The organism is Mesorhizobium denitrificans (assembly GCF_003403035.1).
In the GTDB taxonomy this organism is placed as follows: Bacteria; Pseudomonadota; Alphaproteobacteria; order Rhizobiales; family Rhizobiaceae; genus Mesorhizobium_G; species Mesorhizobium_G denitrificans.
This window is the reverse complement of sequence record NZ_QURN01000010.1, coordinates 78,973-103,252: the sequence shown is the minus strand read 5'-3', so window position 1 is coordinate 103,252 and position 24,280 is coordinate 78,973. Positions and strand designations below refer to the sequence as shown.

Sequence of the window (24,280 nt, the reverse complement as noted above, 5' to 3'; positions counted from 1 at the left end):
TCAGGGGTTGATGGAAAATGGCCAAGGCACAACCCAGGTCGGAAATCCGCTTCCTGCTAAACGGCGAGGAAGTCGCGCTGCGTGATGTCGCGCCGGATGAAACACTGCTCGATTATCTACGCCTGCGGCAAAATTTGCGCGGCACCAAAGAGGGCTGCGCAGAGGGCGATTGCGGCGCGTGTACGGTACTGGTGGGGCGGTTTCTCGCGGGCAAGCTGATCTACGAAAGCGTCAATGCGTGTATCCGGTTTGTCGGATCGCTGGATGGTACGCATGTAGTGACGGTCGAGCACCTCAAAAGTTCGGATGGTCGGCTGCATCCTGTGCAGCGGGCGATGGTGGATTTCCACGGTTCGCAATGCGGTTTCTGTACGCCAGGCTTTGTGATGTCGCTCTACGGTTTGCGGATGCGCGAGCCGAACCCTACAGATGCCGCGATTGAAAAGGCATTGCAGGGCAATCTCTGCCGCTGCACCGGCTACGAGGCAATTGTTCGCGCAGCGCATGCCATCTCGGACTATGGCAGGGCTTCGAAAGACCCGCTGCTGGCCGAGCGCAATGCAGTGGTCGCGCGGCTGACGGCCATGCGCGATGGCGTGCGCGTCGAGATTGGCTCGGGTAAGGATCGGCTGGTCGTTCCAGCCAGCGTCGATGATTTTGCGAAGCTGCTGAATGACGAGCCAACCGCAACGGTGGTTGCAGGCTCAACGGACGTCGGGCTGTGGGTAACGAAGCATATGCGCGATATTGCGCCGGTGGTGTTCATAGCCGGGCTGGAGGAGTTGAAATCCATAAGCGAGGAGAAGGGCGTCGTAACTATCGGCGCTGGTGTGACCTATACGGAAGCGTTTGAAACGCTGGCGAAACGCATTCCTCCGCTCGGAACCTTGATCAATCGGATCGGTGGCGAACAGGTGCGCAATATGGGGACGATCGGCGGGAATATCGCCAACGGTTCGCCGATCGGTGATACGCCGCCACCGCTCATTGCACTCGGTGCATCGCTGACGCTGCGGCGAGGCAAAAAGCGCCGGACAATTTCGCTGCAGGATTATTTTATCGCCTATGGCAAGCAGGACCGCGCGCCCGGTGAATTCGTGGAAGCGGTGCATGTGCCGGTGCCGAAGAAGGGCACGCATTTTGCGATTTACAAAGTGTCGAAACGCCGCGATGAAGATATTACCTCCACGCTTGGCGCGTTTCTGATCGAGGTGAAGGGCGGTGTCGTGAAGGAGGTGCGGATTGCTTATGGCGGCATGGCCGCGACCCCGAAACGGGCAAGCGCGGTTGAGGCCGCACTTTTGGGCAAGCCGTGGAATGAGGCGACGGTTGAAGCCGCGCTTGGTGAGTTTGCCAAGGATTTTGCACCGCTGACCGATATGCGCGCGACGGCGGATTATCGCGCATTGGCCGCACGCAACTTGCTCGTGCGGTTTTATGCAGAAACGACCGGCACCAAGGCGCCGATCCAAGTTTCGAGGGCCGCGTGATGACTGCTCACCAGCCAAGTGTGAAGGCCACGAAAATTGCGGGCGGGGTGCATACCGACCAGCGGCATGATTCCGCGCATAAGCATGTGACCGGCGAGGCGATCTATATTGACGACATGCCGGAACCGCGCGGCACGCTGCATGGTTGCCTCGGCCTCTCGACTGTTGCGCATGGCAAGATGGTGAAGATCGATCTTGCTGCGGTGCGGACCGCGCCCGGCGTGGTCGATGTGCTGACGGCAAAGGATGTGCCGGGCGTCAATGACATTTCGCCAACCGGTCGCCATGACGAGCCGGTGCTGGCCGAAGGTGTCGTGCAGTTTTATGGGCAGCCGATTTTCTGCGTGATTGCGCAAACGCGCGAACAGGCGCGGCGAGCCTGCAAGCTGGCGAAAATCGAATATGAAGAACTGCCGTTTGTCGTGGACATTGGCGGGCTGGATGTCGAGAAGGACAAGCTCGTTACGCCGAACCTGACGCTGACGCGCGGCGATGCGGCGGAAGCCATACGCAAAGCGCCGCGCCGTCTCAAAGGGCAGGTGCGCAATGGCGGGCAGGACCATTTCTATCTGGAGGGCCAGATTTCCATGGCGGTTCCGGGAGAAGATGGCGACGTAACCATCTATTGCTCTACGCAGCATCCGAGCGAAGTGCAGCACATGGTTGGTCATGCGCTTGGCGTGCCGAGCCATGCCGTGACAATCGAGATTCGCCGCATGGGTGGCGGTTTTGGCGGCAAGGAAACTCAGGGCAACCAGTTTGCGGCGCTGGCTGCGATTGCAGCCAAGAAGCTGGGCCGCGCGGTGAAGATTCGTCCGGATCGCGATGACGATATGACCGCCACCGGCAAGCGGCATGACTTCCTGATCGACTACGAAATCGGCTTCGATGATGAAGGCAATATTCTGGGCGTCGAGTTTACATATGGCGCGCGCTGCGGGTTTTCATCGGATCTGTCTGGACCTGTGACGGACCGCGCGCTGTTCCACTGCGACAACGCTTATTTTTATCCGGCGGTGAAGGCGGTTTCTGCGCCGTTTTATACCAATACGGTGTCGAATACGGCGTTTCGTGGGTTCGGTGGACCGCAGGGCATGATTGGTGCCGAGCGGATCATCGATGAAGTGGCTTTTGCGACGGGCAAAGACCCGCTGGAGATACGCCGCAAGAACTTCTACGGCACCACCGACAGGAATGTGACGCCGTATCACCAGACCGTCGAAGACAATATTATTCACCGTATATTCGATGAGCTGGAACAGAGCGCCGACTATGACGGGCGGCGGCGAGAAATCCGCGCGTTCAACAATAATAGCCGGTTCATCAAGCGCGGGCTGGCAATAACGCCAGTGAAATTTGGCATCTCATTCACCGCTACGCACTACAATCAGGCGGGCGCGCTGGTGCATGTCTACACGGACGGCTCGGTGCATTTGAACCACGGCGGCACGGAGATGGGGCAAGGTCTCAACACCAAGGTAGCGCAGGTTGTGGCCGAAGAATTCCAGATCGACATCGATCAGGTGAAGATTACAGCCACCACGACCGGCAAGGTGCCGAACACCTCCGCGACGGCGGCGTCATCAGGTGCTGATTTGAATGGCATGGCTGCGCAGGACGGCGCGCGACAGATCAAGGCGCGGCTGATCGATTTCGCTGCCGAAAAGTGGAATGTCGAGAAGGATCAGGTCGTTTTCCTGCCGAACCGCGTGCGGATCGGCAATCAGGAAATTCCGTTTGGGGAGCTGATAAAGCTCGCCTATTTCGCGCGCATCCAGCTTTCAGCGGCGGGCTTTTACAAGACGCCGAAAATTCACTGGGATCGCGCAAAGGGGCAGGGGCGTCCATTTTATTATTATGCCTATGGCGCGGCGTGTGCCGAGGTTTCAGTCGATGTGCTGACCGGCGAATATATGGTCGAGCGCGTTGATATTCTCCACGAGACGGGGCGTTCGCTGAACAAGGCACTCGACCTTGGACAGATCGAAGGCGCGTTCATTCAAGGCATGGGCTGGCTGACGACAGAAGAATTGTGGTGGGATGCAAAGGGTAGGCTGCGCACTTTTGCGCCGTCGACCTACAAGATCCCGCTGGCTTCGGATCGTCCTAAGATATTCAATGTGACGCTGGCTGACTGGTCGGAGAACCGCGAAAATACGGTGTATAAATCAAAGGCCGTGGGCGAGCCCCCCTTCATGCTGGGCATGGCGGTTTATCACGCGCTGACCGACGCTGTTGCGAGTGTGGCTGACCACAAGCTACATCCGCAGCTTGACGCGCCTGCCACGCCGGAGCGTGTTCTGATGGCAATTGAGCGGTTGAAGGCGGCGCGATGAACTTCGTGCTATGATGGTGTGATGGCTTCGCTTGTAAAAGATCTGAGCGAATTTCTGGAGCGCGTCAGCGACGCGGCCTTGGTGCAGGTGACGTCCGCCAAGGGTTCAACACCGCGCGAGGCCGGAACGTGGATGCTTGTCGCGCGCGACGCGATTTTCGGCACGATCGGTGGCGGGCAACTCGAATATATGGCCATCGACAAGGCGCGCGAATTGCTGGCGCTGGACGGCGAAGCGGTGATGCTCGACGTTCCGCTGGGTCCTGAGATCGGCCAGTGCTGTGGCGGCCGGGTCGGGCTTTCGGTAAGCCGGATGGACGCAACGATGCGTGAGGAATTGCAAGCGCAATTGGCGCGGGAAGATGCTGCGCTGCCTCATATTTATGTGTTCGGCGGCGGGCATGTGGGCCGCGCCCTGGCGGCGGCGCTTTCGCTGCTGCCGGTGAAGACGATCGTGGTTGAAACGCGCGCCGAAGAAATCAAAGGCTTGCCAAAGACGATTGAGACGCGGCTGACGCCTATGCCCGAAGAAGCGGTACGCGATGCGCCCGCGGGATCGGCATTCCTTGTGCTGACGCACGACCATGCTTTGGATTTTCTGATCGTTGCGGAGGCGCTGAAGCGCACCGATGCTGCCTATGTCGGCATGATCGGCTCGAAAACCAAGAAGGCGACGTTTCGAAGCTGGTATCTGCGTACTGCGGGCGGGACGGAAGCGGCATTCAGCCAACTTGTGTCGCCGATTGGCGGGGACAGCGTAAAAGATAAGCGGCCAGCGGTGATTGCCGCGCTGGCCGCTGCAGAGGTTATGACTGCGCTGTCGCTCAGCCCGGCTGCAGATGCGATTCCAGGAACCAGAGATTCTTATCCAGTGACCGCGAGTAAGCGGTGAAAATGTCCGCAGCGTCGGCGTCGCCTGCTTCGTCGCAATCTTCGATAGCCTTGCGAACCAGTTTTGCTGTCATGGCGTAGCGCTCTACCAGCGCTTCCAGATGCTGGCTGATCTTGGAGATGTCGGTTGGATACGCCGGAAGCGGCGTGCGGCTGGCAACCGATTGCGATGTGCCAAGCGCCATGCCGCCAAGCTGAGCTACGCGTTCGGCAACCGTATCGACGTGTTCATCCTGATCCTTGCGAAGCTGATCAAGCAATTCGTGAACCGCGATGAAGGTTGGACCTTTCACGTTCCAGTGCGCCTGCTTGATGATGAGGGCGAGGTCGATTGCATCGGCCAGTCTGGCGTTGAGAATATCAATCACCGTTTTGCGCGTGTTCGATTTCAGATCATTATGGGTTTCGAGCTTGGCCATTTGCATTGTCCTCAAGAATTCAGAACTGAATTGAAGTTTATTCGCATTTAACAACGCGAATGTAACGCAAACGGTTTCATCGAAAAACGGCTTGATCAATCCATTCTCATGCGCCAGCGAGGGCTCCACGGATCATCTTTTCGCAGCGGTCGGCCATGAAATCGAGCAACAGCCGCACCTTGGGATCTTGCAGTTTTTTGTGCGGATACACGGCGGCGAACTGTATCGGCGTGGGCGGATAATCCGGCAGGACCAACCGCAATTGCCCTTCGCGCAAATAGGATTCGATCTCGAAACGCGGCTTTGAGACGATGCCGCGACCGCCCAACGCCCAGTTGGTCAGCACGTCGCCATCGTCTGAATCATAAGGGCCGGTGACTTCATATTTGGATGGGCCATTCTTCGTTTGAAGCATCCAATAGTGCTCTTTGGTGCCCGGAAAGCGCAGCATCAGGCAGTCGTGGCGATGTTCAATCAACTCGTCCGGTGTTTTTGGCTCGCCGCGTGCGCCCAGATATTCTGGTGATGCCACCAGAACGCGCTCGCACTGCATGATGCCGCGCATACGCAGACTGGAATCCTCGATGATGCCGAGGCGGAACGCGACGTCGATGCCTTCTTTCAGAATGTCGACATTGTGGTCTGACAGGCGCAGCCGAACCTGAATGTCCGGGTATTTGTCGTGGAAATCCGGGATGCCGGACGCGATGAACCGGCGACCAAGCCCAAGCGGAGCGGTGACGCGGATTGTGCCGCGCGGCTGGCCGGAAAGTGCTGACACGGCAGCTTCGGCCTCCACGATTGCATCCATCACCTTTTTCGCGCCATCGTAAAACACCGCGCCATGTTCGGTAGGCATTAGTTGGCGAGTGGTGCGGTTGAAGAGCCGCACGCCGAGGTGCTTCTCCAACTCCTTGATTCTGTTGGATGCTACAGCGGGCGAGATGCGCATATCGCGCCCTGCGGCAGATAGATTGCCGAGTTCGACGACGCGAACGAAAACCGAAACATTATCTAAATATGCCATTTGAACGTCCTCCTCATTCCCATGGCCCGCTCAATGTTATAGCGCATCTATTTTAAATGTTTTTTTGAAAGTCATCGACAGTTGGCTCTCTTTCCGATTGGTTTGGATTGGGTCAAAGTCGCGTCACCGAGGAGTCACAGGCCGAATGGCCGGACTGGGAGTTTCTGATGCTGGATTTCGTGATTTTCTGGGATTGGGCGAGCTTCGCCGTGCGGTGGCTGCACATCATCACCGCGATGGCGTGGATTGGCTCGTCGTTCTATTTCGTCGCGCTCGATCTCGGATTAAAGCAGCGACCCGGCTTGCCGAAGGGTGCCTATGGCGAAGAATGGCAGGTTCACGGCGGCGGCTTCTACAATATCCAGAAATATCTGGTTGCTCCGGAAGCACTGCCGGAACACCTCGTCTGGTTCAAGTGGGAATCCTACATGACCTGGGTGTCAGGCTTCTTCCTGCTGGCGCTGGTCTATTATGGCAGCGCGGATCTCGTGATGGTGGATCGCAATGTGCTGGATGTTTCAGGCACGACTGCAATCGCGATTTCGCTGGCGTCTATTGGCGTTGGCTGGGTGATTTATGATCTGCTTTGCAAGTCCAAGCTCGGCGACAGCCCGACACTGCTGATGCTGCTGCTCTACGGCATGCTGGTGGCGATGAGCTGGGGCTATACGCAGCTTTTCACGGGACGCGCGGCCTTCCTGCATCTGGGCGCTTTCACCGCCACGATCATGACCGCAAATGTGTTTTTCATCATCATTCCGAACCAGAAGATCGTCGTGGCCGATTTGAAGGCCGGGCGCACGCCTGACCCGAAATACGGCAAGATCGCCAAGCTGCGCTCGACGCACAACAACTATCTGACGCTACCGGTCGTGTTCCTGATGCTCTCGAACCACTATCCGCTGGCATTCGGGACGCAGTTCAACTGGGTGATTGCCTCGCTCATTTTCATTATAGGCGTGTTGATCCGGCATTTCTTCAACACGGGCCATGCGGGAAAGAATCCGCCCTACTGGACGTGGCTGCTTGCGGGCATTCTGTTCATTATTATCATCTGGCTTTCGACCGTGCCGCGCGTGCTGACCGGCGAACCGAAAATGTCGATGCAGGCGGAGCGGCTGGTGGCCGATGTGCATTTCGAAAAGGTGCGCGACACAGTGCTTGGGCGCTGCTCCATGTGCCACGCAAATGAACCGTCCTATGAGGGCATTTACTTCGCGCCAAAAGGCGTGAAGCTCGAAAACGATGCGGAAATAGCGGAGCATGCCGAGCAGATCTATATTAATGCCGGCCGCAGCCACGCCATGCCACCCGGCAATGTCACGCAGATAACGCCGGAAGAACGCGCGCTGCTCGTTGCATGGTATGAGAGCGCACGATGAGCCAGACACTGCTGCGCGGGCGGACGTTGAGTTTTCATCGTTGGCCCGAATCCGTCGAGGATCGTTCGGCGTTTTCCTATGAGGAGGATGGGGCGATCCTGATCGAGGACGGCCGCATCGTTGCATCAGGTGCGTATGCGAACGTGGCCGGCAAGGCGAAGGCAGACGTGAAGATCGTTGATCACCGGCCAAACCTTATCCTGCCGGGTTTCGTCGATTGCCATGCGCACTATCCGCAGATGCAGGTGATAGCGTCCTATGGCGCGGAACTGCTCGACTGGCTGAACAAATATACGTTTCCGGAAGAGACGAAGTTTGCGAATCCGCAGCATTCGCGGCGCATTGCGCGCGTGTTTCTGGACGAGCTGATCCGTCACGGTACGACAAGCGTGGTGGCTTATTGTACGGTGCACAAATGCAGCGCCGAGGCGTTCTTCGCGGAGTCGCATTCGCGCAACATGCTGAACATCGCCGGCAAGGTGATGATGGACCGCAACGCGCCAGCGGGTGTGCTGGACACGCCGCAATCAAGCTATGACGACACCAATGCGCTGATTGCCGAATGGCATGGCAAGGGACGGCAGCATTATGCCGTGACGCCGCGCTTTGCGATTACGTCTTCGCCGGAGCAGATGGAGATGGCGGGTGCGCTGATGCGCGAGCACCCGAACCTGCACATGCAGACGCATCTATCGGAAAACCATGCCGAGATTGCCTATACCTGTGAGCTTTATCCGCAGGCCAAGGATTATACGGACGTGTACGCGCAATACGGTTTGCTAGGGCCGCGCGCGCTGTTCGGTCATGCGATCCATTTGTCTGACCGCGAGCGAGATGCGCTATCCGACAGCGGATCGGTGGCGGTTTTTTGCCCGACCTCAAACCTGTTTCTGGGATCAGGGTTATTTCCCTATCAGGAGAACCGGCAGCGCGCGAAACCACTGCGCATTGCGACGGCGACGGATGTTGGCGGCGGCACGAATTATTCCATGCTGCGCACGATGGACGAAGCCTACAAGATCATTGCCTTGCAGGGCGAAAAGCTCAATCCGTTTGCGTCGTTCTGGCAACTGACCCGCGGCAATGCCGAAGCGCTTTCATTGGCCGACCGGATCGGTACGCTTGAAGCGGGAAGCGATGCGGATCTCGTGGTGTTGAATGCGAAAGCCACGCCGGCGATGCGCTTGCGCATGGAAACCATCGAGACGCTCGCGGAGGAGCTTTTCCTGCTGCAAACGCTGGGCGACGATCGCGCGGTTTCGGAGGTTTATGTGGCTGGAAAGCCAGCAAAAAGCGATATTCTCAACGCTTGAGGCTTGCATCTAGTGTAAAGCGCGATAGGCATTGCACGCGAGTTGAGACGGGACGGAGCCCATGAGCGCAGCAGATATTGCCAAGATCAGCGAACAAGAGGCGGCGCTGGTTTTTGACCGCTTTGATGAAGCGGCTGCCTATGAGATCGGCACGAAATTGCGTGCGCGCGCGAGCGCCGAGAAGATGCCGATCGTCATCGAAATCCGCTTCTGGGACAGGCTGCTGTTTTATGCGGCGCTGCCGGGTTCGACCGCTTCCAACACTGACTGGGTTCGGCGCAAATTGAACGGCGTAAAAATGTTCCAGAAGAGCAGCTATCGCATGACGCTGGAGCAGAACTCGCCCAATCGGCTGTTCAGGCCGGACTATGGCCTGAACCCTGCCGATTACGTGCTGGCGGGTGGCGGGTTTCCAATCCACGTGAAGGACACCGGCGTTGTGGGTGGAATTGGCGTTTCCGGTTTGCCACAGCGGCAGGACCATGCGGTGATTGTCGACGCGCTGGCGACGTTTCTGAAGCTCGACGCTGCGGCGCTAGCACTGCCGCCGGAGGCCTGAACGTGCAAGCAGATGCGAAGGCTTTCCTGACCTCCATATTCGAGGCGGCGGTTGCCGCTGCCGACCCTGAAAAGACTATCCGCAAACATCTGCCGGAAAAGCCGAAGGGCCGCACCGTTGTGATCGGTTTCGGCAAGGGGGCCGCGCAAATGGCACAGGCTTTCGAGAAGGTTTGGGATGGGCCGTTCGAGGGCGTTGTCGTGACGCGATATGGCTATGGCGCGCCGTGCCGGATAATCGAGGTGCTTGAGGCGTCGCATCCGGTTCCCGATGAAAACGGATTAAATGCATCGCGGCGCCTGATGGACCTGGTTACTGGGCTGAGGGCGGATGATCTGGTGATCGCGCTAGTGTGTGGCGGCGGTTCGGCGCTGCTGCCTGCGCCTGCGGGCAAGCTTTCGCTGGCGGATGAGGTTGCCGTGAATGAGGCACTGCTCGCATCCGGCGCACCGATCTCCGCCATGAACGCCGTGCGCAAGCATGTGTCGAACATCAAGGGCGGACGGCTGGCCGCATTGGCGCATCCAGCACGTGTGGTGTCACTGGTGGTTTCGGATATTCCGGGAGACAATCCGGCGCTTGTGGCTTCAGGTCCGACAGTGCCGGATGGTACGACGCGGCAAGATGCGCTGAAGATTATCGAGACGTATGGGATGAAATTGCCGGATGCTGTGATAGCGCATCTCGCGAGCGACGAAGCCAATGCACCGATGCCGGATGATGCGCTGTTTGCGGCGCATAGTGTGCAGGTGATTGCCTCGGCGGCGGTTTCGCTGGAGGCGGCGGCGGATGCATCGCGCGCGAAGGGCGTTCCGGCGGTTATTCTATCCGACGCAATTGAGGGTGAGGCGCGCGACGTGGGCGGTGTTCATGCCGCTATTGCGCGCGAGATTGCCACGCGGAACAGGCCGTTTGAAAAGCCAGTGTTGGTGTTGTCGGGTGGTGAAACGACCGTGACGCTGCGCGCTAAAGGCAAGGGCGGGCGCAATAGCGAGTTTTTGCTGGCGTTCGCGCTTGGTGTCGATGGGCTGGAAGGCATTGATGCATTGGCGGCCGATACCGATGGCATTGACGGCTCCGAAGACAATGCTGGTGCATTTGCCGACGGCTTGACAGTCGTGCGGATGCGCGCGGCAGGCGTTGACGCCAAGGCCATGCTGCAAGGTAACAATGCCTGGACGGCGTTTGATGCCGTTGACGATCTTTTCGTGCCGGGTCCGACCGGTACGAATGTCAATGATCTGCGCGCGATTTTGGTGCGGTAGTTAAGTACCCCTCATCCGCCTGCTGGCACCTTCTCCCTCAAGGGGAGAAAGGGGGTAACTGCGGCGTTGGCTTCAATCTTCCACGTTGCGGAATATGTGAGACGTTGACACTGCTGCTTTCTCCCCTTGCGAGAGAAGGTGCCGGCAGGCGGATGCGGGGTAATGGCTATCTTGCCATCAGTGATTTCACCTCCCGCATATCCTCCAGAAACCTGGCGCGTTCGGCGCGCTGTTCGGCAGGGTCGGGGATGCGCAGGATGAAGGACGGATGGATCGTCAGGAACACGCGCAGGCCGTCGTCGCGTTCGACAACATTGCCGCGCATTTTCGTGACCGGAATGGCTTTTCCAAGCAAAGCAAGCGCGGCGGTGGCACCCATCGCGACGGCCAATTTCGGCTTGATGAAGCCAAGCTCATGATCGAGCCACCAGCGGCAGGCGGTGACTTCGCCGGCGTTAGGCTTCTGGTGGATGCGGCGCTTGCCGCGCGGTTCGAATTTGAAGTGCTTCACCGCATTGGTGACATAGGCTAGGTCGCGGTCGATACCGGCTTCCGCCAGCACATCGTCGAATATCTTGCCCGCCGGACCGACAAAAGGCTTACCGGCCAAATCCTCCTGATCGCCGGGCTGTTCGCCCACGAAAACAACCGCGGCTGACGGCAGACCCTCGCCGAAAACGGTTTGCGTGGCATCGCGCCACAGCGGGCAGCGGTGACATGACATTGCCTGCTCGCGAAGCTCTGCAAGGGAAGTCGCCTCGCTTTCCGGATCTGGCGTTTTGTCGCGAGTGCCCCAGTGCTGTGCCCGGACACTGCGGTGGTGTGGTGCAGGTTGGGTGGGCATGTTCTTGATCATCTCCGTTGCGGCGCTTTCAGCCCCCGCAATCAGATCAGGAATGAGCGAAGCCTCGGGCAGGTTCCGCCAATATTTCTTCGGCATTTCCGCCTGCATGGCTTTCACCTTCAACCGCGCCGGATTGAAGATGTTGCGATAATAGGTCAACCAAAGATCCTCGGCAGCATCATCTGCCGGAACGTCGCTTTTGTTTGCACCGGGACCGAATGTGATTTCGCTACCATCCCATGAAGCGGAGTGGTGGGGCGTGAGTATCGTCCAGTTCATGCCGGTGAAGCGGCGCACGAAAAAAGGCGCGTTGCGCTCCACGATGAAATGCGCAGGCTCGAACCAAGCCAGGAAATGGCCGTCCACTTCGCGAAAGCGGACGAAAGCACGCATTTTGTGGATGTCGCGGCGAACCGCTTTTTCCATCTCGCGCATGCGCACCACATCACGATCCGAGGCGATAGACAGCAATTCCGGCGTTTGCTGGAGCCAGGTGAGGGCTCGATGTAGAAGCGCAAAGCGCTCCGGGTCGATGTGGCAGATGATCGTCTGAGCGAGTTCGATGAAACTGCGCGGAACGCGAAGCTCAGGCGCATTTGGTCGGGGCTCCGGCAAGCCCGTGCTGTCGCCGCCCACGATCCACTCTACATCAGCGGGATCGACGCCTGCGAGTGCAAGGCTTCGGGCGGCTTTGCGCCATCCGTCGAAATCTACGGGGCCGCTGAGAGCGATTTGGTAACCTGTGAGGGAGAGGGCGTGCTGCAAAGCCATTGCGCGACCTCAGAGCAAAGAGAGTTGCTGAGGCTGCGGCGTCAGCTTTTCACGTAGACGCGCTGCATCAAGTGTGCCGCCCGGCGACCAACCTTCCGCAGTGATGAAGGGGCGCACCTTGGCAATCGAGCCGCAAAGACGGCCAACATCTTCCAGTCGCAAGCGGTGGTGTCGCCGCGTTTCGATTATGCGTGCGACGGCCTTTGTGCCAAGGCCGGGAACGCGCAGTAACATTTCGCGTGCGGCGCGGTTCACGTCGACCGGGAAGCGCTGGCGATTGCCAAGCGCCCAGGCAAGTTTCGGGTCTATGGCTAGGTCAAGCATTCCGTCCGGTGAGGATTGAAGAATTTCCTTCTGATCAAAGCCATAAAAACGCATCAGCCAATCGGCTTGATAAAGGCGATGTTCCCGCATGAGCGGCGGCTTGATGAGGGGCAAAGCCGATGAGGAATCCGGTATTGGGCTGAAGGCCGAATAGTAAACCCTGCGCAGTTGATAGCTGCCGTAAAGGCGCGCGCTGGTGTGTAGGATCGTATCATCGGTGGCGGTGTCTGCGCCGATAATTATTTGCGTCGATTGCCCGCCCGGAGCGAAGCGTTCCTTGCGCTTGGTGCGCACGGTTGGCTCGGATTTTTCCTCCATGCGCAGGCGCAGCTTTGCCATCGACTGGCGGATGGTTTCGGGTCGCTTTTCGGGGGCGAGCCGGTTCACGCTCTCGTCGGTCGGGAGTTCGACGTTGATCGACAGCCGGTCTGCGTAAAGCCCGGCTTTGTCGATCAGTTCCTGCGAGCATTCGGGAATGGTCTTGAGGTGAATGTAGCCACCGAATTTTTCATCGACACGCAGGCGGCGCGCGACTTCAACCATTTCCGCCATTGTTTCATCGGGTGCGCGAATGACGCCAGAGGAAAGGAAAAGCCCCTCGATATAATTGCGCTTGTAGAAGGACATTGTGAGCGCAATGATTTCATTAACCGAGAACCGGGCGCGGCGGACGTTTGAGGATGAGCGGTTGATACAATAGCTGCAATCGTAAATGCAAAAATTGGTCAGCAGGATTTTGAGCAGCGAGATGCAGCGACCATCTGGTGCGTAGGAATGGCAAATGCCCATGCCTTCCGTTGATCCGATGCCACCCGTCTTGCGGGAATCTCGCTTGGCAGCACCAGAAGATGCGCAGGACGCATCATATTTTGCGGCGTCAGAAAGAATCGCCAGCTTTTCACGAATCGATAGCACAGCCATATGTTCATGATACGTTCTTTTTGATATGATAGCGATAACATTTGAGGGAGAAGGTGCCGGCAGGCGGACGAGGGGTATTTTTCAGCCCCGGCTCAAACTTCGTGCAGGTAGAGGTGATAATCCAACTCGCTGACCGTGCGGGCGACGCGCAGATATTCCGCCTGTTTGATGGCGGTGAAGGTGCGGTGCAGCTCTTCACCCAAGGCGGACTTCAGGAAGCTGGAGGCCTTCGCGGCTTCGATCGCTGAACGCCAATCGGCGGGAGTATCACCCTCCAGCTTTGGCGTGTTTTCATAGCCATTGCCGGTGACTTCAGCGCCGGGGTCGAGCTTTTCGTCCAACCCTTTCGCGATGCCAGCGAGTACAGTTGCCGCGACCATGTGCGGGTTGGTGTCCACTCCGGCGGGGCGGTGTTCGATGCGCCGCGCGCGTACGTCACCTTCTGGTACGCGCAGCGCGACGGAGCGGTTGTTGACGCCCCAAGTCGGGGCCATCGGCGCGTAGGATTGCGAGACAAACCGACGCCATGAATTCGCATGAGGAGCGAAGACGAGCATGGATTCCGGCATGGTGGCCAACAGTCCACCCATCGCGTTGAGAAGGGTTGGTTCGTAAGCGCCGGGCGTCTTTTCAGAAAAGATGTTCTTGCCGTTCTTGTCCGGCATGGAAACATGCAGGTGCATGCCCGAACCGGCGTAGTTTTCGAACGGCTTGGCCATGAAGCAGGCCGTGACGCCATGACGCCGCGCCTGCATGCGGACAAGTCGCTTGAGCATGGTGAGATCGTCGGCGGCTCGCATGAGGTCGGTGCGATAGTTAAGCGTGAGTTCGTACTGACCCGGTGCATATTCGGAAATTACGGTTTCGACCGGTAGGGCCTGCGCCTTCGCGCCAGCGTAAATATCCGAGAATAGCGGCTCCATGCCGTGCAGATGATCCACAGAATAGACTTCCGTTTTGCCGCTCACGCGACCGTCCAGAACCGCCTCTGCGGGGCGCACGCGCCCATCGGCGTCGCGCTTGTTTGACAGCAGGAAAAACTCAAGCTCGAAGGCACCTGCAGGCACCAATCCGCGTGTGCTCATGTCGGCAAGCTGCCGCGCAAGCGCATGGCGCGGGTCGCTGAGCATCGGCTGGCCGTCAAGGTGATACATACTCATCAACACCTGTCCGCGCGGCGGCGTGGTGCCATGGAGCGGAACCAGTGTGCCGGGAATGGGCCACGCACGCATGTCACCGTCGCCTGTATCCCAAGTCAGGCCGGTTTCGTGAACATCCTCGCCGCAGATGTCGAGGCCGAGTATCGAGGTCGGCATCGGGCGGCCGCTCTTGTAAACGGATTCAAGCTCGTGGCGGCGAATGATCTTGCCGCGCCCAATGCCGTTACAATCGACGAGCACGATGTCGATGGCTTCGATTTCAGGATAGAGGGCCAGAAATTCTTTGGCTTCGTCGAAGGTCGAGCCGGATGGCGAGGTCATGATTGGAAGTTACCGCATTGAACAGGTGGGTTTTCTCACGCCGCAAGGCGCTGTGCAATATCGCTGAAATTGGCAATAAGGCGGTCGATCTGGCGGTTCGTGGTGGCAGGCGACACCAGCATCATGTTGTGGAACGGCGCAATGAGCGTGCCGCGATTGATAAGCGCGACCTGAATGGCGGCTTCGAGATCCGGTGCGTGGGCAAGCTCGGCCTCAGCGCCATTGTGCAGCGGGCCGGGGGCGCAGATGAATTCGACGCGCGCGCCGACCCGCGTTACATGCCAGGGCAGCGCGTGCTTTTCGATTGCTGCGGCGATGCCACTTTGCAGGCGTGCAGCTCCGCGCTCCATATGAGCGTAATTGTCGGCGGTCATGATCTGCGAAAGCGTGGCGCGCATCGCCGCGAATTGCAGCGGGTTGGCGGAAAGCGTGGTTCCCATGCCGGAATAGCCGGGCTCGCGACCGTCGCAATCCTGCTGCCAGCGTGCGGCTACTTCGTGCGTCATGCCCCAAACACTCGCCGGTACGCCGCCCGCAACAGGCTTGCCGAGAACGAACAAGTCCGGCAGCAGTCCGTGGACGCGTGTGTAGCCGCCGAGGCCGGACGAAATCGTATGGGTTTCGTCGATGAGGAGCAGCGTGCCGTATTTGCGGGTGAGGGCGCGCAGACCATCGTGGAAGCCGGGATCGGGCAGCACCATGCAGGAATTGGTGAGCACCGGCTCTGTGATGACGCAAGCGACGTCCTCATGCGACAGGGCGGATTCCAGCGCGGCGAGGTCGTTGAATTCGACGATGCGCGTGCGTTCGGTAAGGTCGCGGAACTCACCCGCAAGGCCGGGCCGGTTGATCGGCTTGCCATTGCGGATGCGCACCATCGTTTCATCCACTGCGCCGTGATAGCAGCCGTTGAACACAAGGATCTTGTCGCGATTGGTCACGGCGCGCGCGACGCGCAGGGCAAAGCGATTGGCGTCTGTGGCGGTTGTAGCGATCTGCCATTCCGGCAGACCGAAGAGGGTCGATAGCATGTTGCCAAGTTCGAGCGCATCTTCGCTGGGCAGCATATAGGTTAGCCCGCGATTGGCTTGCGTGCGGATTGCTTTCGCGACGGGTGCCGGCGAGTGACCGAACATGGAGCCTGTGTCGCCAAGGCAGAAATCATCGAGGGTATGACCGTCAATGTCAGTGATGGCTGCGCCTTTCGCAGCGTGGACGACAAAAGGGAAGGGCATCGGCCAATCGCGCATCCAATGCATCGGAACACCATCGAGGAAATGCGCGATGCCACGCGCAAGCGCGGCCTTCGATTTCGGGCGCGCGGCGGAATAGGTTTGAGCTTCCGTGGCGCGAAGCTGCGTGATCTTTTGATGTGAGATGCCGGCCGTCATTCTTTCTCCCTCAATGCGGTGGTTGTATTGCCTGCAATGGCAAGGTCAACCGGGTGCCGGTGCTGGCACAATGGCAAGCTGGCATTGCCTGAAAATTGGCTCTAAATTCGCTGGATGCAGATGATTGCCGAACTTCTTCCAATTTCGCCGGATGATCGCGAAAAGATCCTTGCGCTGAACAATCTGTTTGCTGCCGAGCTTTCATATCTCGATGAGGCGCGGCTGGATCATTTGCTTGCGCAGGCGTTTCTTGCGCTAAAGGTGGGTGATGTCGAAGCGCTGCTTCTGACCTTCGATCAGGATGCAGATTACGACAGTCCGAATTTTCTGTGGTTCAAGCAGCGCTATCCGCGCTTTGTGTATGTCGACCGGGTGGTGACGGATGAGCGCGCACGCGGCCGGGGCCATGCGCGCAGGCTATACCAGCATTTGTTCGAGATGGCTCATGAGGCGGGACATACGGTCATTGCCTGCGAGGTCAATTCCGAACCGCCAAATCCGGCTTCGGATGCATTTCATGCCGCGCTGGGATTTCGCGCGGTTGGCGGTTCCGCGATCCACGGGGGTAAGAAGACCGTGCGGTATTTTGTGAAGAATATCGGATGATTTTCGGGGCTGCGTAATTACCCCTCATCCGGCTGCCGCCACCTTGTCCCGCAAGGGGAGAAGGCAAGAGGTGTCAGCGCTACGCAAGCTTTGCGGCGTTGCCGATTTAAACCAGCGCGTTTCAAATCTCCCTTCTCCCCTTGCGGGAGAAGGGGCCGGCAGGCGGATGAGGGGTATAATAAGAAAGGCCGTTCAGGCTGAAATATCGACCACGCCGCAGTCGCCAGCCTCTGAGCCGAAGGCAAGGCGGCGGCCTTCGTCATCCCAACTCATCGAGCTGATTGCGCCCTTGCCGGGGCGGCGCAGCAGGACTTCCTTCGTATCGGCAAAGCGGACGGCGAGGATCATGCCGTCACTGTAGCCAATGGCCGCGATTTCATCCGTTGGGTGGCAGGCAACGCAGGTGACGAGCACATCGCCGCGCGTGCCGAGTTCAAGCGGCGCTTTGCCCATCGGCCCGTCCTTGGCCTGAAATGGCCAGACGATTGCCGCCGGTGCGCCCGAAGTCGCCAGCCAACGGCCTTTGACGCTCCACGACATGGATTTGACCTTTGCGGGATAGCCGCTCATGCGCATGTGCTTGGCGTCGGAAATTCTCCAGCCATGTAGCGCATTTTCCTGCATCGCCGTGACAAGAAAATTGCCGTCGGGCGAGAACGTCACCTTGGTGTGTGCACCCTCCCAAAGCAGTTCGGTGGGCTTGGCCTCCGATGCGGGAAAGTGGAGCGTGGCGCCGCCATAATGCGCAGCGGCAAGGCGCATACCCTTGCGCGCAAAGGCAACTGCTTCGACGGAGCGCTTGTGCGTGAGTGTGCGCGACTTTCCATCCGCAAAGCGAACGACTGCATTCGGCCCATAGCCGAACGCGACCGCACCTTGCGGGCCTGCGGCAACGCAGTTGATCCATTTGCGGCCAATCGATGCCAACTCGGTGACGTTGCCTTCAGCGTCTACCGAGCACACGCGGCCATCTTCGCCGGAAGTGATCAGGCTGCGATTGTCGAGCGCAGGCGCAGCGGCGAGCAGGCCGTCATGGACCGTTACGCTTTTCTGGCCGTGGTCGAGGCGGTGAACTTCGCCCTCGGCAAGCGAAAAGAACGAAATTCCGGCGATGAAGTTCGCTGAAACGCAATGGCCCGCGAGGTCTAGTGGCGCGACTGTTGGCATCGATTAAAGATACTTACGCCTGACTTGCTTCAAACGCGCTCTTAAGCGCATCGGCATTGAGCTTGCGGCCAATGAAGACCAGCCGGCTTTCGCGTTTTTCATCATCCTTCCACGCACGCTGATGGTCGCCTTCCATGATCATGTGAACACCCTGAACCACATAGCGGTCCGGGTCATCCTTGAACGCGATGATGCCCTTGAGGCGCAGAATGTTCGGCCCCTCATTCTGCGTGACTTTTTCGATCCACGGAAAGAACTTCTTCGGGTCCATTTCGCCAGCGCGCAATGAGACGGATTGCACCGTTACGTCATGGATCGGGGATGCCGTGCCATGATGGTGGTCGTGATCATGGCCGTGATGGTGATGATGATCATGGTCATGATGATGGTGGTCGTGGTCGCAATCGGGTCCGCATACGTGGTCGTGATCATGATCGTCCGCGTCGAGGAAATGCGGGTCGTTGTCCAGCACGCGCTTGAGATCGAATGCACCGCGATCCAATACCTTATCCAGGCCGATGGATGCGCGCTCGGTGCGATAAATCTGGGCGGTGGGGTTGATGGCGCGGAGCGTGCCTTCGATGTCGCGAAGCTCTTCGCGCGACACGAGGTCGGTCTTGTTCAGCAGAATGACATCGGCGAATGCGATCTGGTCTTCTGCTTCCTGCGAATCCTTGAGGCGGAGCGGCAAATGCTTAGCGTCAACCAGCGCCACAACAGCGTCGAGCTTGGTCTTGGCGCGCACATCATCGTCCATAAAAAAGGTCTGTGCGACGGGTGCAGGGTCCGCAAGGCCGGTGGTTTCAACGAGAATGGCGTCGAAACGCCCCGGACGGCGCATAAGCCCCTCAACGGTGCGGATAAGATCACCGCGCACGGTGCAGCACACACAGCCATTGTTCATTTCGTAGATTTCTTCGTCGGATTCCACGATCAGATCGTTGTCGATACCGATCTCGCCAAATTCATTGACGATGACCGCATAGCGCTTGCCGTGCGTTTCGGAGAGAATCCTGTTGAGCAATGTCGTTTTCCCCGAGCCGAGATAGCCGGTGAGAACGGTTACGGGAATCTGGGCCGGTGAAAGTGTCTGGGCATCGCTCATGGTGATCATCCTGGAGACGGGAGGGCTTCATATAGGACTCTCTCCGCCAATTTGGAAGGATTTGACGTGCGCAAATCGGCGTAATTGTGGGTTGTCACATTCCTGAAATAAGAGTGTCGTATCGACAGCCGGCTATTCAGTTTCTGAGGGATATTATGGTGAAGTCGCGCAAGAACGTGGTGATGAACCGCCTGCAATCTGCCGCCAGGCTGTCACGCACCGTTTTGGCGGCGCGGCTAAACGGGCATGGATTCTATGCCGGGCAAGATCAGATTATGCTGGCGCTGAACAATCTGGACGGGCAGTCGCCAAGCGAATTGGCTACGCGTCTTGGGGTTCGCCCACCGACAATTACCAAGACGATCAATCGCTTGCAGGCACAAGGCGTGCTGGAAAAGCGCGCTTCCCAAGAGGATGCGCGGCAAACGCATATCTTCCTGACCGAATCCGGCCGCGAAACCATCAAGGCAATCGAAAAATCGGTGAAGAAGACCGAAAAGCAGGCGTTGCGCGGCCTGGACAAGAAAGAACAGAAAGCTCTTTCGAAGCTGCTGTCCCGGATCGAAGCCAATCTTGCAGGCGCTGTCGAGGCTGACGCCGATGACGATGGCGAGGTGGATGAGGGGGTCGCGTTGCCGCCCGCTGAGCCTGTCGTGACCGCAAAAGAATAAATTTAAGCAAGTCCACGATTCCCCCTTCGCGTCAGACTTTAGTTGCGGCCAAAAAAGCTTTACTTTCCCGACGCAGTTAGTCTAAACGAAATTAAAATTTTTAAAGTTTTTAGACGCCGCTTGGAAGGCGTTTCGCCAGGGAGGGGAAGCTGGCACAGAAAATCAAGCTCTCTACCATTGCCGATGCGTTGAATGTTTCGACGGCGACGGTTTCACTTGCTTTACGGGACAGTCCCCTTGTTGCAGAACAGACAAGGGAGCGGATCAAGGATCACGCCCGCGCGATCGGTTATATCTATAACCGACGAGCGGCCAGCCTGCGCACATCGCGCTCAGGGATTGTGGGTGTCGTGGTGCACGACATTATGAACCCGTTCTTCGCGGAAATCCTGAAAGCCATCGAGAGCGAACTCGACCGCAGCAGACAGACCTTCATTCTTTCCAACCATTACGACCAACTGGAAAAGCAGCGCACGTTTATCGATACGCTGCTGCAGCTTGGTGCCGACGGGGTGATCATGTCGCCTGCCATCGGCACGCCGCCGGAAGACATAATCGTTGCGGAGGAAAACGGCCTTCCGGCAGTGCTGATTGCGCGCACGGTCGAAGGCGCGCAAGTGCCGGTATTTCGAGGTGACGACGCATATGGCACGGCGCTGGCGACCAATCACCTAATTTCACTGGGCCACAAGCGCATCGCGATGGTGGGGGGTACGGACCAGACATCAACCGGGCGCGATCGCTATCATGGGTATCTGGGTGCGATGGAGAAGGCCGGCTTGCCGGTCGATCCGGCGTGGCGCATTTCCGGGCCGCGCACCAAGCAAGGCGGCTTCGAAGCGGCGGGGCAGTTTCTGGCGCTCAAGGACAAGCCCACGGCGGCATGCTGCTGGAACGACCTCGTTGCGATTGGCTTGATGAACGGTATTTCGCGCGCGGGTCTGGTGCCGGGCGTTGATGTTTCGGTTACGGGCTATGACGATCTGGAGGAGGCGGCTATCGCAACTCCGGCGCTGACGACTGTGTGGAACGGACAGCGGGAGGTTGGGCGGCAAGCGGCGCGCGCGCTTTTGGACAAGCTGTCTGGCGCAAGCGTTAAGCCATCTCAGGAATTGATCCGGCCGGAACTTCATGTCAGGCAATCGACTGCACGACCTGTCGAGCGAAGCTGACCCCGCGTGAGGTAGTTATGACTGATTTGAAGGCGATCACCGTTCTGGTGCCGGGAAAGTTGCATCCGCGCTCGGTGCAGCGGATCGGGGAAACATTCAATCTCGTGACGGTAGATGCGTTTGATCCGTCGACATTTGCAGACGATCTCACGCAGAGTGTGCGGGGGGTGGCGGTTTCGCCCGCGCTGGGCGGCGCATTTGTCGGGCCAGCCTTCATCGACGCTCTGCCCAAGGTCGAAATAATTTCCAACTTCGGTGTTGGCTATGACGGCGTTGACGCAGTTTATGCCGCCAAAAAGGGCGTGATGGTTACCAACACGCCGGACGTGCTGACCGAGGAGGTCGCGGATACGACGCTGGGCCTGCTGCTGAATACGGTTCGGGAACTCGCGCGCGCGGAAAATTATCTGCGAGAAGGTCGCTGGGCGCGCGAAGGCGCATATCCGCTCACGCCTTCGCTGCGTGGCCGCAAGGTTGGAATTCTGGGCATGGGACGTATCGGGCAGGCCATTGGCAAGCGGTTGGAAGCGTTCGGGCTGTCTGTGGCCTACCACAACCGTCGCAAGGTGGACGGGCTGACGTATGACTATTTCCCGACGCTGGAAGGATTGGCCGAGGCTGTCGACATTCTGATTTCCGTCGTGCCGGGCACGAAAGAGACGGAGAAGGTTGTTAATGCGCGCGTGCTGGAAGCACTCGGACCGGATGGAATTTTCGTCAATATCGGTCGCGGCAGCACAGTCGATGAGGCGGCGCTGGCGGCGGCTCTCAAGGGAGGCATTATCCGGGCTGCGGGGCTCGACGTCTTTGCCAACGAGCCGAATGTTCCGCAGGCGCTTCTTGAACTTTCAAACGCAACGCTGCTGCCGCATGTGGGATCCGCATCCACGTACACGCGGGATGCGATGGCCGATCTGGTTGTCGATAATTTGATCGAGTGGTTCTCGAAGGGCAGGGCGCTTACGCCAGTGCCTGAAACAAATCATGTAAAAGCCTAAAGTTGTTCATACTTCGTCAACATTAACGCCCGGATAAGGAAGTCTCCGTATCGGGAGGGCGGAGCGACGGAGTTCTTTGATGCGCAGCGTGTTTGTATTGGTTTTGATTGCGGGTGCCATGGGCGTGGCATGGATGGCTGCGAGCGCCCTGCAGAATACGCCTGAAATCGACCGCGATTTTACGACTGCAAGCATTCCCGTTCCGCAACCGGTTATACGGCCCACGCTTCAGGTTTTCACGCTTTCATCAGCGGAGGCGTCTGGTTCGTGCATGGTCGTAAAAGGGCGCACGCTTTCGCCCGGCTATGCCGAATTGAAGGTAAACCCCGCCTGCGACCGCATTCTGCAGGGGCTAACGACTGCTCGCTTCTGGCGCGAACGCGCGGATGGCTCTATTGCCTTCGTGGACAGCCAGAATGCGCCGGTAGCCGAATTCGCGATTGGCGATGACGCGGATTACGAATCCTATCAGCCCCGCGCTGCGCGCCTTTCGATGTGGGCCGAGTAGAAACGCGAAAAGTTTAGCGGCTTATAAAAGGAAGCCGAAACAGGCTGCGGCTAGTTTCCTTGCTAAAAGGCGAGGGGAAGGCGCAGACCGAATTGGAACTCATTCAACTTTCGCGGGATCCAGACGCAAACAGCTGGGTGATCTTGCTGATCTGCTTGGTGGCAGGGCTAGCATGCTACTTCGCACTTAACGAGATATCGCAGCGCCGATACAAATATCACTCCAGCTCAAAATCAAACCGCAGCTTTGGGCGACGCAGCAACTATGAATTTAGCAAGCGCAGTCGTTCGGCCGACATAGCTCCGCCATCAGCAATAAGTGACAACATTGTTGCGTTGCCAACGCCCAACGGCAACCTGAACAGCGATTACGTCGAACAGCTTCGCCACGTCATGGCCGCGCCTTTCCGCAAAAAGCGCGTGATGAATAAATCTGAATTCCGCGTTTTCCGTATCGTGGAGGAGGAGTTGCGGGTTGTTCGTGGCGGACACCGGATATTGTCGCAAACCTGCCTTGGGGAAATTCTCGATTCAGACGACAAGGCGGCATTCGCGTCAATCAATGCGAAGCGCGTGGATATCTTGGTTATCCAGCCGAATGGTGAGCCACTGGCCGTTTTCGAATATCAGGGGCAGGGCCACTACCAGAATATGGCTGCTGCACGTGATGCAGTGAAAAAGGAAGCCTTACGCAAGGCGGGCGTGCACTATCTGGAAATAAATGAACACCATGAGCCGGAGGAAATCAGGCAAATGGTTCGTAAAGTGACGAGGTAGGCTTTATTCGGCCGCGGCTTTGACGCCCGTGCGGGCAGCGGCGTGTTCGCGCACCGCATCGCCAAAGGCGCTGAAGATTTTTGCCGAGGTGCTGTCAGAATGGACCCAATATTCCGGGTGCCACTGAACGCCAACGGCAAAGGCGCTTGAATTGCGGACGGATACCGCCTCGACCGTTCCATCAGGTGCAACGGCTTCGACCTGCAAGGCGGAGCCCAGGCGGTCCACTGCCTGCCGGTGCACTGAGTTGACCTGAATGTCGCCAGCGCCGAAAACGCCCGCAAGGCACGAGCCGGACTTGATGCTGACCGTCTGCCGGATCGCGAAACGCTCATCCTGATTTTCGCTAACCGGCGCGCGGTGGTCCATGCTTCCGGCACGCTCCTGAATTTCGGTGGCGAGTGTGCCGCCGAGGGCTACGTTCAACTCCTGAATGCCACGGCAGATCGCGAGCAGCGGCACGCCGCGCTGGATAGCCTTGCGGATAAGCGGCAGCGTGGTGGCGTCCCTGTCTGGATCATATGGGCCATTCTCCTCCGTGGCGTCTGCGCCATAGAGCGAGGGATGAACGTTCGACTTCGATCCAGTGACCATCACGCCGTCGACAGAGGTAAGGAGTGTGTCCAGATCGAGACGTTCGCCGAAGGATGGGACCAGAACAGGGAACACTCCGGCGCCGACGATTGCCGCTTCAAGATATTGGCGCGGGGCCGCGTGCCAGGTGTAATTTTCGAACTGGCGAACATCGGTCGAAACGGCGACGAGCGGCTGATACATAGTGGATAGTTCCTGTCGTGCAGGCAGTTGATTTGCCTATTAAATAGGCGATTTTGTGCCCGATTTCCACGTCAATCCGAATTGGTA

At 58.4% G+C, this 24,280-nt stretch carries 22 protein-coding genes; 13 read left to right on the top strand and 9 right to left on the bottom strand.

Annotated features, from left to right (window positions below):
- The first annotated feature begins 17 nt into the window (after positions 1 to 17).
- The 3 genes from xdhA to xdhC are packed head-to-tail and all read left to right on the top strand — an operon-like array spanning position 18 to position 4,717.
- Positions 18 to 1,490: a xanthine dehydrogenase small subunit gene (gene xdhA, locus DY251_RS14010; RefSeq protein ID WP_116624533.1), complete on the top strand. Its 1,473-nt coding sequence runs from the start codon at positions 18 to 20 to the stop codon at positions 1,488 to 1,490.
- Complete coding sequence (xdhB, locus tag DY251_RS14005) at positions 1,490 to 3,826, top strand: xanthine dehydrogenase molybdopterin binding subunit (protein ID WP_116624532.1); 2,337 nt, start codon at positions 1,490 to 1,492, stop codon at positions 3,824 to 3,826. The genes xdhA and xdhB overlap by 1 nt, the downstream gene beginning before the upstream one ends.
- A gap of 21 nt (positions 3,827 to 3,847) precedes the next feature.
- Positions 3,848 to 4,717, top strand: coding sequence for a xanthine dehydrogenase accessory protein XdhC (xdhC, locus tag DY251_RS14000; RefSeq protein ID WP_116624531.1), 870 nt, complete (start codon positions 3,848 to 3,850; stop codon positions 4,715 to 4,717).
- Here xdhC and dps read toward each other — a convergent pair.
- Together dps and DY251_RS13990 are read right to left on the bottom strand one after the other, a co-directional pair.
- Positions 4,650 to 5,135 (bottom strand): DNA starvation/stationary phase protection protein Dps, encoded by a 486-nt coding sequence (gene dps, locus DY251_RS13995; RefSeq protein ID WP_116624606.1) that lies wholly within the window; start codon positions 5,133 to 5,135, stop codon positions 4,650 to 4,652. The genes xdhC and dps overlap by 68 nt on opposite strands.
- A gap of 106 nt (positions 5,136 to 5,241) precedes the next feature.
- A complete protein-coding gene (locus DY251_RS13990) occupies positions 5,242 to 6,162 on the bottom strand; it encodes a LysR family transcriptional regulator (protein WP_116624530.1) in 921 nt (306 codons plus the stop codon).
- A gap of 167 nt (positions 6,163 to 6,329) precedes the next feature.
- Here DY251_RS13990 and DY251_RS13985 point away from each other — a divergent pair, with 167 nt between their 5' ends.
- From DY251_RS13985 to DY251_RS13970, 4 genes are all read left to right on the top strand, one after another.
- Positions 6,330 to 7,544: a urate hydroxylase PuuD gene (locus DY251_RS13985; RefSeq protein WP_116624605.1), complete on the top strand. Its 1,215-nt coding sequence runs from the start codon at positions 6,330 to 6,332 to the stop codon at positions 7,542 to 7,544.
- Entirely contained in the window at positions 7,541 to 8,857 is a 1,317-nt protein-coding gene (gene guaD, locus DY251_RS13980; RefSeq protein WP_116624529.1) for a guanine deaminase, read from the top strand. Before DY251_RS13985 ends, guaD begins: the two co-directional genes overlap by 4 nt.
- A gap of 61 nt (positions 8,858 to 8,918) precedes the next feature.
- The gene (locus tag DY251_RS13975; RefSeq protein WP_116624528.1) at positions 8,919 to 9,416 is read left to right on the top strand and encodes a heme-degrading domain-containing protein; all 498 of its coding nucleotides are present in this window, start codon (positions 8,919 to 8,921) and stop codon (positions 9,414 to 9,416) included.
- Entirely contained in the window at positions 9,413 to 10,681 is a 1,269-nt protein-coding gene (locus DY251_RS13970; protein WP_170971344.1) for a glycerate kinase type-2 family protein, read from the top strand. Before DY251_RS13975 ends, DY251_RS13970 begins: the two co-directional genes overlap by 4 nt.
- 166 nt (positions 10,682 to 10,847) lie before the next feature.
- On the opposite strand, the gene DY251_RS13965 is transcribed toward DY251_RS13970, so the two are convergent.
- The 4 genes from DY251_RS13965 to DY251_RS13950 all read right to left on the bottom strand — a co-directional run bounded on the left by DY251_RS13965 (position 10,848) and on the right by DY251_RS13950 (position 16,413).
- On the bottom strand, positions 10,848 to 12,296 hold the full coding sequence (locus tag DY251_RS13965) for a UdgX family uracil-DNA binding protein (RefSeq protein WP_170971333.1): 1,449 nt from the start codon (positions 12,294 to 12,296) through the stop codon (positions 10,848 to 10,850).
- Positions 12,297 to 12,305: 9 nt separating this feature from the next.
- Complete coding sequence (locus tag DY251_RS13960; protein ID WP_116624526.1) at positions 12,306 to 13,541, bottom strand: putative DNA modification/repair radical SAM protein; 1,236 nt, start codon at positions 13,539 to 13,541, stop codon at positions 12,306 to 12,308.
- A gap of 92 nt (positions 13,542 to 13,633) precedes the next feature.
- Positions 13,634 to 15,022, bottom strand: a complete 1,389-nt coding sequence (locus DY251_RS13955; RefSeq protein WP_116624525.1) for a glutamine synthetase family protein — start codon at positions 15,020 to 15,022, stop codon at positions 13,634 to 13,636.
- Positions 15,023 to 15,057: 35 nt separating this feature from the next.
- Complete coding sequence (locus DY251_RS13950) at positions 15,058 to 16,413, bottom strand: aspartate aminotransferase family protein (protein ID WP_116624524.1); 1,356 nt, start codon at positions 16,411 to 16,413, stop codon at positions 15,058 to 15,060.
- Positions 16,414 to 16,533: 120 nt separating this feature from the next.
- Between DY251_RS13950 and DY251_RS13945 the strand changes: the two genes are divergently transcribed.
- Positions 16,534 to 17,019, top strand: a complete 486-nt coding sequence (locus DY251_RS13945; protein ID WP_116624603.1) for a GNAT family N-acetyltransferase — start codon at positions 16,534 to 16,536, stop codon at positions 17,017 to 17,019.
- A gap of 192 nt (positions 17,020 to 17,211) precedes the next feature.
- Here DY251_RS13945 and DY251_RS13940 read toward each other — a convergent pair whose 3' ends face one another.
- Both DY251_RS13940 and DY251_RS13935 read right to left on the bottom strand, forming a co-directional pair.
- Positions 17,212 to 18,186 carry a WD40 repeat domain-containing protein gene (locus DY251_RS13940; protein WP_116624523.1) on the bottom strand — a complete coding sequence of 325 codons (975 nt, stop codon included), beginning with the start codon at positions 18,184 to 18,186 and terminating at the stop codon, positions 17,212 to 17,214.
- A gap of 13 nt (positions 18,187 to 18,199) precedes the next feature.
- A complete protein-coding gene (locus DY251_RS13935; RefSeq protein ID WP_170971334.1) occupies positions 18,200 to 19,291 on the bottom strand; it encodes a CobW family GTP-binding protein in 1,092 nt (363 codons plus the stop codon).
- Positions 19,292 to 19,446: 155 nt separating this feature from the next.
- On the opposite strand from DY251_RS13935, the gene DY251_RS13930 reads away from it, so the two are divergent.
- From DY251_RS13930 to DY251_RS13910, 5 genes are all read left to right on the top strand, one after another.
- Positions 19,447 to 19,962 (top strand): MarR family winged helix-turn-helix transcriptional regulator, encoded by a 516-nt coding sequence (locus DY251_RS13930; RefSeq protein WP_116624522.1) that lies wholly within the window; start codon positions 19,447 to 19,449, stop codon positions 19,960 to 19,962.
- Between the two features lie 149 nt (positions 19,963 to 20,111).
- Positions 20,112 to 21,134 carry a LacI family DNA-binding transcriptional regulator gene (locus tag DY251_RS13925; RefSeq protein ID WP_170971345.1) on the top strand — a complete coding sequence of 341 codons (1,023 nt, stop codon included), beginning with the start codon at positions 20,112 to 20,114 and terminating at the stop codon, positions 21,132 to 21,134.
- Positions 21,135 to 21,151: 17 nt separating this feature from the next.
- Positions 21,152 to 22,132: a 2-hydroxyacid dehydrogenase gene (locus DY251_RS13920; protein WP_116624520.1), complete on the top strand. Its 981-nt coding sequence runs from the start codon at positions 21,152 to 21,154 to the stop codon at positions 22,130 to 22,132.
- 79 nt (positions 22,133 to 22,211) lie between these two features.
- Entirely contained in the window at positions 22,212 to 22,640 is a 429-nt protein-coding gene (locus DY251_RS13915; protein ID WP_116624519.1) for a hypothetical protein, read from the top strand.
- Positions 22,641 to 22,699: 59 nt separating this feature from the next.
- Entirely contained in the window at positions 22,700 to 23,416 is a 717-nt protein-coding gene (locus tag DY251_RS13910; RefSeq protein ID WP_116624518.1) for a DUF2726 domain-containing protein, read from the top strand.
- Positions 23,417 to 23,419: 3 nt separating this feature from the next.
- On the opposite strand, the gene DY251_RS13905 is transcribed toward DY251_RS13910, so the two are convergent.
- A complete protein-coding gene (locus DY251_RS13905; protein ID WP_116624517.1) occupies positions 23,420 to 24,193 on the bottom strand; it encodes a gamma-glutamyl-gamma-aminobutyrate hydrolase family protein in 774 nt (257 codons plus the stop codon).
- Between the last annotated feature and the right edge of the window lie 87 nt (positions 24,194 to 24,280).